The sequence below is a fragment of the Kitasatospora sp. NPDC056181 genome, from assembly GCF_042266225.1.
Classification (GTDB): Bacteria; Actinomycetota; Actinomycetes; order Streptomycetales; family Streptomycetaceae; genus Kitasatospora.
The window spans coordinates 1-13,872 of record NZ_JBHJUK010000054.1 but is presented as its reverse complement, the minus strand read 5'-3'; the positions used below and the strand labels follow the sequence as shown (position 1 = coordinate 13,872).

The 13,872-nt window shown below is 74.4% G+C and carries 14 protein-coding genes; 11 read left to right on the top strand and 3 right to left on the bottom strand.

What is annotated here, in order from left to right:
- Positions 1–238 precede the first annotated feature (238 nt).
- The gene (locus ACFC1F_RS21125; RefSeq protein WP_376160244.1) at positions 239–1,021 is read right to left on the bottom strand and encodes an IclR family transcriptional regulator; all 783 of its coding nucleotides are present in this window, start codon (positions 1,019–1,021) and stop codon (positions 239–241) included.
- A 467-nt stretch (positions 1,022–1,488) separates the two neighbouring features.
- On the opposite strand from ACFC1F_RS21125, the gene ACFC1F_RS21120 reads away from it, so the two are divergent.
- The 6 genes from ACFC1F_RS21120 (at position 1,489) to ACFC1F_RS21095 (ending at position 7,478) form a co-directional block, all read left to right on the top strand.
- On the top strand, positions 1,489–2,529 hold the full coding sequence (locus ACFC1F_RS21120) for an ABC transporter substrate-binding protein (protein ID WP_376160242.1): 1,041 nt from the start codon (positions 1,489–1,491) through the stop codon (positions 2,527–2,529).
- A gap of 74 nt (positions 2,530–2,603) precedes the next feature.
- Positions 2,604–3,626, top strand: a complete 1,023-nt coding sequence (locus ACFC1F_RS21115) for an NrtA/SsuA/CpmA family ABC transporter substrate-binding protein (protein ID WP_376160240.1) — start codon at positions 2,604–2,606, stop codon at positions 3,624–3,626.
- A 116-nt stretch (positions 3,627–3,742) separates the two neighbouring features.
- Positions 3,743–4,549, top strand: coding sequence for an ABC transporter permease (locus tag ACFC1F_RS21110; protein ID WP_376160294.1), 807 nt, complete (start codon positions 3,743–3,745; stop codon positions 4,547–4,549).
- Complete coding sequence (locus ACFC1F_RS21105) at positions 4,546–5,343, top strand: ABC transporter ATP-binding protein (RefSeq protein WP_376160238.1); 798 nt, start codon at positions 4,546–4,548, stop codon at positions 5,341–5,343. Before ACFC1F_RS21110 ends, ACFC1F_RS21105 begins: the two co-directional genes overlap by 4 nt.
- Before the next feature lie 148 nt (positions 5,344–5,491).
- A complete protein-coding gene (locus ACFC1F_RS21100) occupies positions 5,492–6,397 on the top strand; it encodes an ABC transporter substrate-binding protein (RefSeq protein ID WP_376160236.1) in 906 nt (301 codons plus the stop codon).
- A gap of 4 nt (positions 6,398–6,401) precedes the next feature.
- Positions 6,402–7,478, top strand: a complete 1,077-nt coding sequence (locus ACFC1F_RS21095; protein ID WP_376160234.1) for an LLM class flavin-dependent oxidoreductase — start codon at positions 6,402–6,404, stop codon at positions 7,476–7,478.
- A gap of 286 nt (positions 7,479–7,764) precedes the next feature.
- Here ACFC1F_RS21095 and ACFC1F_RS21090 read toward each other — a convergent pair whose 3' ends face one another.
- The gene (locus ACFC1F_RS21090; RefSeq protein ID WP_376160232.1) at positions 7,765–8,754 is read right to left on the bottom strand and encodes an aldo/keto reductase; all 990 of its coding nucleotides are present in this window, start codon (positions 8,752–8,754) and stop codon (positions 7,765–7,767) included.
- 425 nt (positions 8,755–9,179) lie between these two features.
- Between ACFC1F_RS21090 and ACFC1F_RS21085 the strand changes: the two genes are divergently transcribed.
- From ACFC1F_RS21085 to ACFC1F_RS21065, 5 genes are all read left to right on the top strand, one after another.
- Positions 9,180–10,199, top strand: coding sequence for an LLM class flavin-dependent oxidoreductase (locus ACFC1F_RS21085; protein WP_376160230.1), 1,020 nt, complete (start codon positions 9,180–9,182; stop codon positions 10,197–10,199).
- Between the two features lie 265 nt (positions 10,200–10,464).
- Positions 10,465–11,031 (top strand): TetR/AcrR family transcriptional regulator, encoded by a 567-nt coding sequence (locus tag ACFC1F_RS21080; protein WP_376160228.1) that lies wholly within the window; start codon positions 10,465–10,467, stop codon positions 11,029–11,031.
- A gap of 141 nt (positions 11,032–11,172) precedes the next feature.
- Positions 11,173–11,763 carry a DUF4865 family protein gene (locus tag ACFC1F_RS21075; RefSeq protein WP_376160226.1) on the top strand — a complete coding sequence of 197 codons (591 nt, stop codon included), beginning with the start codon at positions 11,173–11,175 and terminating at the stop codon, positions 11,761–11,763.
- A gap of 17 nt (positions 11,764–11,780) precedes the next feature.
- Positions 11,781–12,179, top strand: a complete 399-nt coding sequence (locus ACFC1F_RS21070) for a carboxymuconolactone decarboxylase family protein (RefSeq protein ID WP_148641772.1) — start codon at positions 11,781–11,783, stop codon at positions 12,177–12,179.
- Positions 12,176–13,108, top strand: a complete 933-nt coding sequence (locus ACFC1F_RS21065) for a phosphotriesterase (protein ID WP_376160224.1) — start codon at positions 12,176–12,178, stop codon at positions 13,106–13,108. Before ACFC1F_RS21070 ends, ACFC1F_RS21065 begins: the two co-directional genes overlap by 4 nt.
- Before the next feature lie 101 nt (positions 13,109–13,209).
- Here ACFC1F_RS21065 and ACFC1F_RS21060 read toward each other — a convergent pair whose 3' ends face one another.
- On the bottom strand, positions 13,210–13,740 hold the full coding sequence (locus ACFC1F_RS21060) for an SMI1/KNR4 family protein (protein ID WP_376160222.1): 531 nt from the start codon (positions 13,738–13,740) through the stop codon (positions 13,210–13,212).
- Positions 13,741–13,872: the final 132 nt, after the last annotated feature.

Below are 13,872 nucleotides of genomic sequence, written 5' to 3'. Positions count from 1 at the left end.
TTTGTTTATACCACACACAAAGAACACCCGGGGGGGGTGACCCGGGGGGCGGCCGCCCGTCGGGGGCGCCGCTGACCCTAACCCGCGGGTGCGGGCGGGGGGTCCCCCGTGACCGCCCGGCCCGCACCGGTGTGTCGGCGGTCCCCGGAGTGGCCGGCCCGGCCGTCGGCCCGGCGCGAGGCGCGGCGCTTCGGCCCGGTGCGAGGCCCGGGTCGGAGTCGCTCACCGGGCCCGCCGCTCAGGCGCGCTGGTCCGGTGGCAGCAGCAGGACGGAGAGCGCGCCCGCGCAGGTCCTGGCGTGACCGAGGAACCAGTCCAGCCGGTCGTCCGTGAGGTGGGCCGGCGTCGAGCGGACGGCCAGCGCGAACCGGGCCTGCCCGGTGCGGTCCAGTACCGGGACGGCCACGGTCCGGACGCCGGCGGCCGACTCGCCGTCGTTGAGCGCGTGGCCCACAGTGCGGACCTTCACCAACTCCTCGGCCAGCAGCTCCGGTTCGGTGATCGTCCGGTCGGTGAACGGCTGTAGCGGGCCGATCGCGGCCGCCCCGGCGTCGCCGGGCCGCGGCCAGGCCAGCAGGACCTTGCCCAGGGCCGTGGAGTGGAGCGGCCGGCGCAGCCCGAGCCCGGTGTCCGGGCGGACCGAGGCGCCGACCAGGATCACCGCGTGCGGACCGCTGCGGATCGCGAGGTCCGCGGTGGCGCCGGTGCGTCTGGCGAGCAGGTCGAGTTCGGGTGCGGCGAGGTGCAGTCCGCGCTGGTGGAAGCTGAGTTGGCCGAGTTCGGCGACGGCCGGGCCGAGCCGGTACCGGGCGGTCTGCTCGTCCTGCTCCAGGAACGCGGCGCTGACGAGGGTGCGGGCGAGGCGGTGCGCGGTGGAGACCGACAGTCCCATCCGGCGGGCCAGGTCCGAGGCGCTCAGGTCGGGGCCGTTGTCGTGGAAGCAGTGCAGCAGCCCCAGGGCCCGCTGAACGGCCTGTGCGCCGGCCGGCGGGCTCTGGACGGCGGTGACGGCGTCGGCCATGACACCTCTCGTTCTGTCCGGCGCTCCGGCCGGTTCACCGAAGTCGGCTCCAGACTAGGGCAGCTGATGCTTCGGGATGATGTCGGTGATGTTGCAATGGAATGGCGTTCGTGAACAAGTGATCCCATCATGTGGCAATAGCTTGCTTCGCGCTCCCTCGCCGTGGAACGCTCGGCACATCGCACCGGACGGCCCCGTCCGAAGCGCCCGCCGGAGGCATGTTGCGTCCGGCCCGCCGCCGGCCCGACGGCCCTCTCCGCCGGCCGCATCGATGGTCCCGATCCGCAGGAAGGAGCAGCGCCGTGACGACCCGCCGGTGCCCCGCCCCCTGCGCCTGTTGTCGCTGACGCCCCTCCCGCCCCGTCGGGCGCCTCGCCGCCCCCGATGTCCCGACGTCCCGACGTCCCACGTCCGTGCCGCGCCGCGCCGCGCCCGTGCACACCCACTCGTAGAGGAACCCCGCCACCGTGCCCAGCCACGCCCGCACCGCCGTCCCGGCGACGTCCGAAGCCCCGGACACCCTCTGGTTCACCCGCTGCCCCGTCCCCACCGCCACCGGGATCGCCGCCGAGCGGGGTTGGCTCGCCCGGGAGTTCGCGCCGGACGGCATCACCGTCCGCTCGCTCCAGGAGGCCCCGCCGGAGGTCGCCGCCGACCACCACTACACCCACGCGCTCACCGGCCTGGTCCGGGAGGGCGGCAACGTCCCCGCGCTCTGGGCCCGTTCGCGCGGCGAGCCGACCCGGCTGATCGGCCTCACCTGGATCGAGGAGCGCCAGGTCGTGCTGGTCCGGTCCGGCAGCGGGATCACCGGGCCCGGACAGCTGCGCGGCCTGCGACTTGCCGTCCCACGTCATGGGATCGGCATCGACTTCTGGCGGGCGATGGCCCTGGCCGGCCTGCACGGTGCCCTCTCGCTCGCCGGACTCACCCTGGAGGACGCCGAGTTGGTGGACGTCCCGGCCCTCCCCGGGGGCGGGCAGTGGGCGGCGGAGCTGGCCGCACTGCGCGCCGGCACCGTGGACGCCGTCTACGTCAAGGGCGCGCTGGCGGTCGAGGCGGCCCGCCTGATCGGTGCCGAGGTCGCCGTCGAGCTGGACGCCGTTCCCGAGCGCCGTACCCGGGTCAACAACGGCACACCCCGCCCGATCACCGTCCACCAGCGGCTGTTGGACGACCACCCCGAGCTGGTCGCCCGCTTCCTCGCCGTCCTGCTGGAGGCCGCCGACTGGGCCGCGGACCACCCCGCCGAGGTGGGCCGCATCCTGCAGGCCGAGACCGGCGCCGGCGTCGAGGGCGTCACCGGGGCCTACGCGGCGGGCAGCCACCGCACCCTGCACCTCGACCTCTCCGGGGAGCGCCTCGACCTGCTGGCGCAGCAGGAGCGCTTCCTGCACCGTCACGGCTTCCTCGACGCGCCCGTCGACGTCCGCGCCTGGACCGACCCCGAGCCGCTGCGCGCCGCCCGCGAGCTGCTCGAACGCCGCCGGGCCGCCGCGCGCGGCTGACGGCGCCACCCGCGCGGCCCCTCCGACCACCCGCGCGCCCCCCGACCACCTGCCGACCCCACCTGGAGCCACCAGTGAAGACCCCCCGCCCCGCCCTCGCGGCCGCCGCGCTGCTCGCCACCACCGCCCTGGCCGCCTGCGGCTCGTCCACCGACGGGGCCAAGGCCTCCGCCGACGGCGGCGCCGGGGCCGACGTCGTGCTGCGCCTGCCCGACCCGGGCAACAACGGCTTCCTCGCCCTCGGCAAGAAGGACGGCTCGCTGGACCGGGCCCTGGCCGCCGTACACGCCAAGGCCGTCTGGACCGGCAGCGCCGGCCCGTTCGCCCCCGCGGCCCAGGCCCTCTCCGCCGACCAGCTGGACGTCGCCCAGGGCTCGATCACCTCGGCCGTCGCCGCGCTCGCCCAGAAGCCCGGGTTCAAGCTGTTCGCCCGGACCGCCCCGGACGGGGCGGGTGAGGGGATCCTGGTGAAGAACGACTCGCCCATCAAGTCCGTCCAGGACCTGGTCGGCCGGAAGGTCGCCGTCTCCCAGGGCGGCACCAGCGAGTACCTGCTGCTCAAGGCCCTGGAGAAGAACAACGTGCCGGTCGACAGGGTCGAGCGCGTCTACCTGCGCGCCGACCAGACCTCGGGCGTCTTCAACTCGGGCCAGGTGGACGCCTGGGCGACCTGGAACACCTTCTCCACCCCGGCTGTCGCCAACTCCGGAGCGCATTTCCTGGCCACCGGCAAGGAGGTCGGCTCCGACAACTACGCGGTCTGGGCGGTGCGCAACGGCTTCGCCGACAAGCACCCGGCGGTGGTCAGGGCCTTCTACACCTACCTGCACGACAACGGCCTCAAGGAGAAGGCCGACCCGGCCGCCTACCTCAACGTGTTCACCGACTCCGGCCCGACCGCCGTCACCGCGGCCGAGAAGGAGGTCGCGGTCGACGTCGCGAGGCAGGGCGCCGCCGCGGACGTGATCTCCGAGGCCGACATCGCCCGCTTCGGCACCGTCGCCCGGTTCTTCGCCGACCAGAAGGTCACCAAGCAGCTGGTCGACGTCAAGCCGTACCTGATCGACATCAGCACGTTCTCGGACGGTGCCAGGTGAGCGCCGCCACGACGCAGGCCGCCGCCACCGCGGACACCACGGCCCCTACGGACACCACGGCTGCGACCGCGAGCGCGGCCGAGGACGACGGCACCGCGGCCGCGCTCGAAGCCGGACTGGTCGCCCCGCGGACCAGGCTGCCCGCACCCCGCCCGCGGGCCCTCGCCGTCGCCCTGCGCACCATCGGCCCGCTCGCCCTGCTCGGCGGCTGGGCGCTGGCCTCCGCCACCGGCGCGCTGACCCAGGACGTGCTCGCCTCGCCCGCCCAGGTCGCCGGGGCGGTCGGCGAGCTCTGGGGCAACGGCCAGCTCGCCGACGCGCTGACCGTCTCGCTCACCCGGGCCGGCCTCGGCCTGCTCCTCGGCGCCGCCACCGGGCTCGTCCTCGGAGTGGTCACCGGATTCTTCCGGCTCGGCGAGGAGCTGCTCGACTCGGCGGTCCAGGTGCTGCGGACGGTGCCGTTCCTCGCGCTGGTGCCGCTGTTCATGGTCTGGTTCGGCATCACCGAGACGGCGAAGATCGCCCTGATCGGCGTCGCGACCAGCTTCCCGATGTACGTCTCGGCCTCCGGCGGGGTCCGCAACACCGACCGCAAGCTGGTCGAGGCGATGCGCAGCTTCGGACTCGGCCGCTGGGCCGTCGTGCGCACCGTGGTGCTGCCCGGCGCGCTGCCCTCGCTCCTCTCCGGTCTGCGGCTCTCGATGACGCTCAGTGTGATCGCCCTGATCGCCGCCGAGGAGATCAACTCCACCGAGGGCATCGGCTACCTGATGGCCCAGGCGCAGAACTACTCGCGCACCGACGTCCTCGCCGTCTGCATCCTGATCTACGGGCTGCTCGGCCTCACCGCCGACGGCGTCGTCCGTGTCCTGGAACGTTTTCTGATGCCCTGGCGCAAGGCCACCCAAGGAGCAGGCCGATGACCACCCCGACCGCCATCCCGACCGCCACCCCGACCGCATTCCCGGCCGCCGTTCCCGTGACGCCGGTGGCCGCCGCCCCGGGCGCCACCGGGGGCCCCGCCGTCCACCTGCGCGGGCTGCGCAGGGTCTTCGGCACCCGAGCCGTCCTGGACGGCGTCGACCTCTCCATCGCCCGCGGCGAGTTCGTCGCCCTGCTCGGAGCGAGCGGCACCGGCAAGACCACCCTGCTGCGCATCCTCGGCGCCCTGGACAGGGCCGACGCCGGCACCGTCCTCGTCCCGCCGGTGCGCACCGTGGTCTTCCAGGAGCCCCGGCTGGTCCCCTCGAAGCGGGTGCTCGCCAACGTCACCGTCGGCCTGCCGCGCGGCGCGGCCACCCGGGAGACCGGCCTGCGGGCGCTCGCCGAGGTCGGCCTGGAGAAGCACGCCGGCGCCTGGCCCGCCACCCTCTCCGGGGGCGAGGCGCAGCGCGTCGCGCTCGCCAGGGCCCTCGTCCGCGAGCCGCAACTGCTGCTGCTGGACGAGCCGTTCGCCGCCCTGGACGCGCTGACCCGGCTGCGCATGCAGGACCTGGTCGGCGACCTCGTCCGCCGCCACCGCCCGGCCGTCCTGCTGGTCACCCACGACGTGGAGGAGGCCGTCCGGCTCGCCGACCGCGTCGCCGTTCTGCGGGACGGCCGGCTCGTCCGCGACGAGCGCGTCAGGGTCGGGCGCCCGCGCGACCCCGCCGACCCCGCCGACCCCGCCTTCGCCGAACTGCGTCGACGCCTGCTCGCCGATCTCGGGGTCCACTGACCGCGGCTGCCGGACCCCGACCCGACGCCCGACCCCGACCCGACGCCCGACCCCACCCGACGGTCGACCCACCCGAGGCCCGACCTGCCGACCACCGGCCGCCCGACGAAGCAGCCGCCAAACCCCGCCACCCGCACTGGAGTTCATCATGGCCATCACCCTCGGCGTCCACGCCAGCAACCCCTCGCTCTACTACCTCTCCCAGCTGGACCACCTGAACGAGGAACTGGCCCCGCTCGGCGAGACCGGCGCCTTCCACCACTACGCCGACGGCACCCGCACCGGGGCCCTGCTCGCCGACGGCACCATCGACTTCGGCGGCACCGGCTCCACCCCGCCGGTCACCGCCCAGGCCGCCGGCCACGACCTGGTGTACGCGGCGGTCTCCGCGCCCCGCCCGGACCACGGCGCGCTGCTGGTCCGTGCCGACGGCCCGGTGCGGTCCGTCGCCGACCTCAAGGGCGGCACCGTCGTGCTCGGGGTCGGCTCCTGGCAGACCCACCTGCTTGCCAAGGCCCTGCACGTCGAGGGCCTCTCCTACGCGACCGACGTCACCCCCGTCCGTCCGGCCGCCGGTGAGGACCAGGCGCAGCGGCTGCGCGACGGCGAGATCGCCGGCTGGATCGCCCAGGGCGCCGAACTGGCCGCCGCCCGCCGGGACGGCGGCTTCCGGGAGCTGGTCCGCACGGGTGACGTGATCACCGACCGCTCGGTGTTCTTCACCCGCCGGGACTTCGCCGCCGACCGCCCCGAGGTGGTCGCCGCGATCGGCGCCGCGCTGCGCCGGGCGGACGCCTGGGTGGCTGCCAACCTGGCCGAGGCGGCCGCGATCGCCGCCGCCGACCTGGGCGGAACGGCCGAGGACTGGCGGACTGCTTTGGCTGCGCTGCCCTGGCAACTGGAGCCCGCCACGGCCGGGTTCGTCGTCGAGCAGCAGGAGGCCGCGGACATCTTCCACGGCGTCGGTTTCATCGACCGTCCGGTGACCGTCGCCGACGCCCATCTGCCCGCCCTGGAGGCCCCGGTGGCCGCCGCGATCGCCAGGGCGGTCTGAACCGATGGCCTCCGAAGTCCTCTGGTACATCATCCCGCGTGAGGGCCACTACCCGTGGGAGCCGGCCGGCCGCCGCCGGGTCGACCTTCGCTACCTCCAGCAACTCGCCGGCAGCGTCGAGCGGTTGGGCTACACCGGCGCACTGCTGGCGACCGACCTCTACGACGTCTGGGATCTCGGCAACGCCCTCGCGGCCGCGACCACCCCGGCGTTCAAGCCGCTGCTGGCCGTCCACCCCGGGCTGATCTCGCCCACCCTGCTGGCCAAGATGGCGCTCAGCTTCGACCACCTGCACGGCGGCCGGCTGCGCTTCAACGTGGTCAACGGCTCGACCGCGCAGCTGCGGGAGTACGGGCTGGACGTCGAGCACGACGACCGCTACCGGCTCAGCGGCGAGTACTGGTCCATCGTGAAGCGGCTCACCGCCGGTGAAGTCTTCGACCACAAGGGCGAGTTCTACGACCTGAAGAACGCGGGGGCGAGTCTGCGCGAGCTCGCCCCGGTGCAGCCGGGCGGCATCCCGCTCTGGTTCGGGGGCAGTTCGGCGGCCGGTATCGAGATGGCCGCCGAGCACGTGGACGTCTACCTCACCTGGGGCGAACCGCCGCACCTGCTCAAGGAGAAGCTGGACCTGGTCCGTGAGCGCGCCGCCGCGTACGGGCGCAGCCTGCGGATCGGGCTGCGGCTGCACCTGATCGTCCGCGACACCGAGGACGAGGCCTGGGCCGCCGCCGATCGCCTGCTCGACGTCACCAGCGAGGCGACGTACGCCCGCCGGCTGGGCGGCGCCGAGGGGGAGGACGGGGTCGGCTGGCAGCGCCAGTTCCGCCAGCACGGCGGCAGGGTCCCGGCGCGGGCCCGGGAGTTGGAGAGCCACCCGAACCTCTGGCCCGGCATGAGCCTGTTCCGGCCCGGACCGGGCACCGCGGTGGTCGGGTCCACCGGCCAGGTGGTCGAGCGCCTCCAGGAGTTCGAGTCGCTCGGGGTGGACACCTTCATCCTCTCCGGCAACCCGCTGCTCGAAGAGGCCCACCGGGTGGCGGAGACGGTGCTGCCCGCGCTGGGGATCAATCGCCGGTAGCGCGCGGGGGCGTGCCCGGCAGCATCGGGAACGGCACCGGCGAGGTCAGCGCCAGCTGACGGGCGAAGCGGGAAAGGGCGCGCAGGAGGATCGTCCGCACGGGGACTCCCGGGGTCTCGAAGGACGTGTGCGGACGGTACAACGCCCCGAAGCCCGGCAGGTCACGGCGTGCGGTGCGGCCCGGAACCCCCCCCGGGCCACACCGCGCACCGCACACTGCACGCGGTGCGCCGCATGCGCGCCGCGGCGCCTCGCCGCCGACCGCCCGCCTCAGCGCCTCAGCGCCTCACCGGCTCAGCGCGTCGATCTCCGCGAGCTCGTCGGCGGTCAGCGGGCCACCGTTCAGCGCGTCGATGTTCTGGTCCAGCTGGGTGACGCTGCTGGCGCCGATGATCACCGACACCACCCGCTCGTCCCGCAGCACCCAGGACAGCGCCAGCTGTGCGAGGGTCTGCCCGCGCCGCTCGGCGACCTTGCTCAGGGCCCGCAGCTGCTCCAGCTTCGGCCCCGTCAGCGCCTCCTCCTTGAGGAAGTGCCCGACCGACATCCGCGACCCCGCCGGCACCTCGCCGGAGAGGTAGCGGTCGGTCAACAGGCCCTGGGCGAGCGGGGAGTAGGCGATCAGGCTGGTCTGCGTCTCACCGACCGCATCCAGTACGCCGTCCTCCACGTACCGGTTGAGGACGGAGTACGCACACTGGTTCATCAGGACCGGCGTGCCCAGCTCGCGCAGGATCGCCACCGCCTCGCGGTGCTGCTCCGCCGGGTAGTTGGAGATGCCGGCGTACAGGGCCCGCCCCGAGCGCACCGCCGAGTCCAGCGCGCCCATCGTCTCCTCGAGGGGAGTGTCCGGGTCGTAGCGGTGCGAGTAGAAGACGTCCACGTAGTCCAGGCCCATCCGGCCCAGCGACTGGTCGAGGCTGGCCAGCAGGTACTTGCGGCTGCCGCCGTCGCCGTACGGGCCCGGCCACATGTCGTAGCCGGCCTTGCTGGCGATGAACAGCTCGTCCCGGTACGAGCGGAAGTCCTGCGCGAACAGGTAGCCGAAGTTGCGCTCGGCACTGCCGTACGGCGGGCCGTAGTTGTTCGCCAGGTCGAAGTGGGTGATGCCCCGGTCGAAGGCGCGGCGCAGGACCGCCCGCTGGACGTCCAGCGGCTGGGTGTCACCGAAGTTGTGCCACAGACCCAGCGAGACGGCGGGCAGCTGAACGCCACTGCGGCCGGCCCGGCGGTAGGTCATCGAGGCATAGCGGTCATCCGCGGCGAGGTAGGTCATGCCGGACATCCTGCCAGTCCGGCGGCCCGTATCAAGCCCTTGCCCCGCTCGTGGCCGGTGCATAAGCTCGCGGTGGATCGTGTGTGTGCGAGGCGAAGGGGGGAGCGGTGATGTCCGAGTCCGCCGCGTCCCTGCGCTGTTGTCGTTCCGACAGCCCCCGCAGCCCGCACGGCCCGCGCCCCGCCTCGCGCTGACACCGCCCGAGAGCCGAATCCGCGTCATCCCGCCCCGGTGCTGCCCCCGTGCGAGCGCAGCCGTGTCCCGGGCGCTCCGCCGGGTCACCGCCGTCGCCCCGGCCCCGCTGCACGCCTGCGGGGCCGACCCCCCGAACGCCCCCGCAGGCCGTCGGACGCCCCCGGCCACCGAGCGCCCGACGGCCAACGTCACGGCCCCTCCGGCCACCGAACGCCCCGCAAGGAGACCGCATGCGGTTCACCGTCTCGTCCCTCGTCGCCAATGGACCCGACCCCGTCACCGGCGTGCAGCGCACCCCGTACGAGAAGCTGCACAACGTCATCGACCAGGCCGTCACGGCCGAACGGCTCGGCTTCGACGGCTACGGGGTGGGGGAGCGGCACGGTGAGCCGTTCCTCTCCCCGGCACCGCCCGTGCTGCTCAGCGCCATCGCCGCCCGGACGTCCACCATCCGGCTCTTCACCACCGTCACCGTGCTCAGCATCCTCGACCCGGTCCGGGTCGCCGAGGACTACGCGGTACTGGACCAACTCTCCGGCGGCCGGCTCGAACTGATCATCGGCAAGGGCAACGACCCGCGCCACTTCGACCTGTTCGGCCTGCCGGAGGAGCGGCAGTGGGACGCGCTGGCCGAGAACTACGGCCTGCTGCACCGGCTCTGGCGGGAGGAGAAGGTGAGCTGGGAGGGGAGCACCCGGCCGCCGCTCAAGGAGGTCACCACCTGGCCGCGCCCGTGGCAGGACCCGATCCCGGTCTGGCACGGCAGCGCGACCAGCGAGCAGTCCACCGACCTCGCGGCCCGCTACGGCGACCCGCTGTTCTCCGCCAACTCCTTTCACCCGTTGGCGAAGTACAAGGCACTGGTCGACCACTACCGCGAGCGCTGGGAGCACTACGGCCACGACCCGAAGGATGCCAGGGTCGGCACCGGCTTCGGCGGCCTGTTCATCGCCAGGCGTTCGCAGGACGCCGTCGAGGGGTTCCGCCCGTACTGGGACGCGCTGTTCAACTCCGCGGCGGGCAGGCACAACAACTCGCCGTTCGCCTCGCTGGAGGACGCGCTGGAACGGGGGTCGGCGCTGGTCGGCAGTCCGCAGCAGGTGATCGAGAAGATCCACCGCTACCACGAGGCCTTCGGCAACGAGGTGGTCGGCATCGGGTTGGACTCGCTCACCGAGGAGGTGCAGCACGAGCAGTTGGAGCTGTTCGCGAGCGAGGTCGCCCCGGTGATCCGCCGCGAACTGCCCTGACGGCCATGGTGTCTGACGGGCCGACGTCCGAATGTGCAGTCCGGCGCCCGGACTTCGGCCCGCCCCGCCGCCCGGGCGGCTCCCCGGGGTGACGCGCGCCACCGTCCTGCGGTGAATGCCGTGCTCCGTTCCGGGGGACGGTGATCACGCAGGGTCGTGGACCGCCGGGGGGCGGCCCACGGCCCGGCCGCGTCCGGCGGGCCGCCGAGGATTCTGTACCTACTGGTATGTACATCTGTACCTACAGGTATGTACAGTGATCGGCATGGCAACCCAGGACCGCCTCATCGAGAGCACCCAGGAACTCCTCTGGGAACGCGGCTACGTCGGCACCAGCCCCAAGGCCATCCAGCAGCGCGCCGGCGTCGGCCAGGGCAGCATGTACCACCACTTCACCGGCAAGCCCGACCTCGCCGCGGCCGCCCTGCGCCGCAGCGCCGGGCAGCTGCGCGCCATCGCCGAGGCCGACCTGGCCGGACCGGGCACCGCCTACGACCGGATCGCCTCCTACCTGCACCGCGAACGCGAGGTACTGCGCGGCTGCCGGATGGGGCGGATGGCCCAGGACCCGGACGTCATCGCCGACTCGCAGCTGCGCGCGCCCGTCGAGGAGATCTTCGACTGGCTGCGCGGCCGCCTCGCCGAGGTCGTCGCGGAGGGCCAGGCCACCGGCGAACTCACGCCCGCCGCCGACCCGGCCGACACCGCCGCCGCCATCGTCGCCGTCGTCCAGGGCGGCTACGTGCTCGCCCGCGCCGCCGGCACGGCCGAGCCGTTCGAACAGGCCGTCCGCGGCGCCCTCGGCCTGCTCGCCGCCCACCGCACGCTCTGAGGCGGCCGCCGCACGGTCCGAGGCGCCCACCGCGCGGCCGGAGCGCCCACCGCGCGGCCCGAGACGTCCACCGCGCAGCCTGACACGTCGGCCGGAGCAGCCGGCCCGGAGCCTGGCTGCCCTGATCCAGGGGGACCACCCGTGCACGCCATGCAGTACGAGATCAGCCTCCCCGCCGACTACGACATGGGGATCATCCGCAGGCGGGTCGCCGACAAGGGACACCTGCTCGACGACTTCCCCGGCCTCGGCCTCAAGGCCTTCCTGGTCCGCGAGCGCGGCCGGGCGGGCTCGCCCGTCAACGAGTACGCCCCGTTCTACCTCTGGCGCACCCCGGAAGGCATGAACAGCTTCCTCTGGGGCCCGGGGTTCCGCGGTCTGAGCGCGGACTTCGGCCGCCCCGCCGTCCGGCACTGGCTCGGCACCGGACTGCGCCGCGGCCCCGCCCGGGACACCCCGGTCACCGCCGTCCGCCACCTCGAACGCATCCCGGAGAGCACCGACCCGGCCGAGGCCGTCGAGGCAGCCCTCGCCGCGCTGCCCGACCACCCCGACCTGCACACGGCGGCCGTCGCCGTCGACCCCGGCCGTTGGGAGCTGCTGCGCATCGCCCTCTGGTCCGGACCCGGGCCCCGGGCCGAATCCGACATCGAGCCGACCGGCGCCCGCTACGAGGTGCTGCACCTGGCCGGCCCCGAACTCGACCGGCTGCCCGCCGGCCGCCACTGGTGAAAGGACCTCCCCTCCCCATGGACTCCACCGCGCTGACCCCCGCCCCGCTGGACCGCGCCGCCGGGTACGCCCTGCTGGACGAACTCGCCGGCCCGCAGACGCAGGCCGCCACCCTGAAGGGCCTGGACGAACTCGCGCCCGGCTTCCCCGACTGGATTGTCACCAGCCTCTTCGGCGGCACCTACCAGCGGCCGGGCCTCGCCCTGCGCGACCGTCAGATCGCCAACCTGGCCGCCCTCACGGCCCTCGGCGGCGTCGAACCGCAGCTCGCCGACCACGTCCGCAACAGCCTGCGGATCGGTGTCACCCGGGAGGAGATCACCGAGGTGATGGTCCACCTGGCGCCCTACGTCGGCGTGCCGAAGGCGCTGGCCGGCCTGCGCGTCGCCGCCACGACCTTCGCGGAGTCCTCGTGACCGCCGCCGCCACTCCGGGCGCCGCGGCGGTCCGTACCGTCCTCGGCGACCTCGACCCCGCCGAACTCGGCGTCTGCGACGCCCACGACCACCTCTTCCTGCGCAGCCCCCGCCTCCCCGGCGAGGAGCTGGACGACCCGGCGGCGGCCGAGCAGGTCCTGCGCGCCTTCGCGGCGGCCGGGGGCCGGGCGTTCGTCCAGTGGACCCCGCACGGCATGGGGCGTGGCGGGGACGCCCTCGCCGGCCTCTCCCGCGCGACCGGCGTCCACCTGGTCGCGGCCACCGGTCTGCACCAGGCCGTCCACTACGAACCCGCCGTCCTCGACGCGCTGTACGAGGGGCTCGCCGGGCTGTTCACGGCCGAGCTGACCACCGGGCTGCGCGGCGCGCCCGCCGGCGTCCGGGCCGGCCTCATCAAGGTGGCCGGCGACTACCACGGCCTCGGCGACCACACCCGCCGCGTGATGGAGGCCGCGGCCGAGGCCCACCACGCCACCGGCGCCCCGATCGCCGTGCACCACGAACTCGGCACCGCGGCGTCCGACGTCCTGGACCTGCTCTGCGGCCGGTTCGGCGTGCCGCCCCAGCGGGTGATCCTCGGCCACCTCAACCGCCTCCCCGACCTGCGGCTGCACCGGCACCTCGCCGCGTCCGGCGCGTACCTCGCCCTGGACGGCCCCTCGCGCGCCCACCACGCCACCGACCACCACCTGTTCGACACCATCGCCGCGCTGGTGGAGGCAGGCCACGCGCCGCAGCTCCTCCTGGGCGGCGACACCACCACCCGCAGCGCCCGGCACGCCCCCGGCCCGACGCACCTCCTGACCGCGCTCGCCCCGCGCCTCGCCCGCGAATTCGGCCCCGAGCTGCCCCGGCTCCTCCTGACGGCCAACCCGGCGAGGGCGCTGGCCGTGACCTGGACCTCCTGACCGTCCGGGCGTCCGGACGGTTCGGCGGGTTCGGCGGGTTCGACCCGCCCGAGTCACCGGACCCGCCCGAGTCACCGGATCCGCCGGACCCGACCGGTCGGTCAGCGGCAGAGGGCGTCGAGGTCCTCCGAGAAGGTCGCGAACTCGGCCTGCGCCTCCGTGATGATCTCGCGGGCGGGCCGGCGCGGCGTGGTCGCGTGGCGCGCGGCGAGCCCGGCCAGGGCGGCGTCCGGGCGGGCGTCCCGCTCACCGTCGACGGCGGCCTCCAGCGGGCCGAGGCCGTCGGCCAGCACCCAGAGGAAGTCGGAGAGGCTCCCGGCAGCCACGCCGCTCTCGCCCTCGGAACCCAGGAACACCACCGGCTGCTCCGCGAGCGGGCGCCCCGGCCGCACCAGCCAGAGGGCGGCCAGACCGCCGGTACCGTCCTGCCCGAAGACCCGGTAGGCGTCACCGTCGAGCTCCTGGTTGCCGGTCCAGCACCGGATCCAGTGAGTCGTCTCCTCGGCGGAGTCGAAGGCGTCGTACGGCTCGAAGTCGACGCCCTCGCCGTCGTCGCCGTACTCGAACTCCACCCTGGCCACCTCGGCCAGGGCGGGCGGGAAGGTGCGGTCGTCACCGGTCGTCTCGATCATGCCCGCACGCTACTGCCCGCCACCGACACCGTTTGCTCGTCCGGCCCGCCGCCACGTCCGGCCCGCCGCCACGTCCGGCCCGCCGCCACGTCCGGCCCGCCGGCCCGTCCGGCCCGCCGGCCCGTCCGGCCC

Bases quoted from the DNA above. Each gene is read 5' to 3' on its own strand.
- ACFC1F_RS21070 (WP_148641772.1), top strand. From the start codon at position 11,781: ATGGACTCCACCGCGCTGACCCCCGCCCCGCTGGACCGCGCCGCCGGG.
- ACFC1F_RS21105 (WP_376160238.1), top strand. From the start codon at position 4,546: ATGACCACCCCGACCGCCATCCCGACCGCCACCCCGACCGCATTCCCG.
- ACFC1F_RS21090 (WP_376160232.1), bottom strand. From the start codon at position 8,754: ATGACCTACCTCGCCGCGGATGACCGCTATGCCTCGATGACCTACCGC.
- ACFC1F_RS21060 (WP_376160222.1), bottom strand. From the start codon at position 13,740: ATGATCGAGACGACCGGTGACGACCGCACCTTCCCGCCCGCCCTGGCC.
- ACFC1F_RS21095 (WP_376160234.1), top strand. From the start codon at position 6,402: ATGGCCTCCGAAGTCCTCTGGTACATCATCCCGCGTGAGGGCCACTAC.
- ACFC1F_RS21085 (WP_376160230.1), top strand. From the start codon at position 9,180: ATGCGGTTCACCGTCTCGTCCCTCGTCGCCAATGGACCCGACCCCGTC.
- ACFC1F_RS21125 (WP_376160244.1), bottom strand. From the start codon at position 1,021: ATGGCCGACGCCGTCACCGCCGTCCAGAGCCCGCCGGCCGGCGCACAG.
- ACFC1F_RS21100 (WP_376160236.1), top strand. From the start codon at position 5,492: ATGGCCATCACCCTCGGCGTCCACGCCAGCAACCCCTCGCTCTACTAC.
- ACFC1F_RS21080 (WP_376160228.1), top strand. From the start codon at position 10,465: ATGGCAACCCAGGACCGCCTCATCGAGAGCACCCAGGAACTCCTCTGG.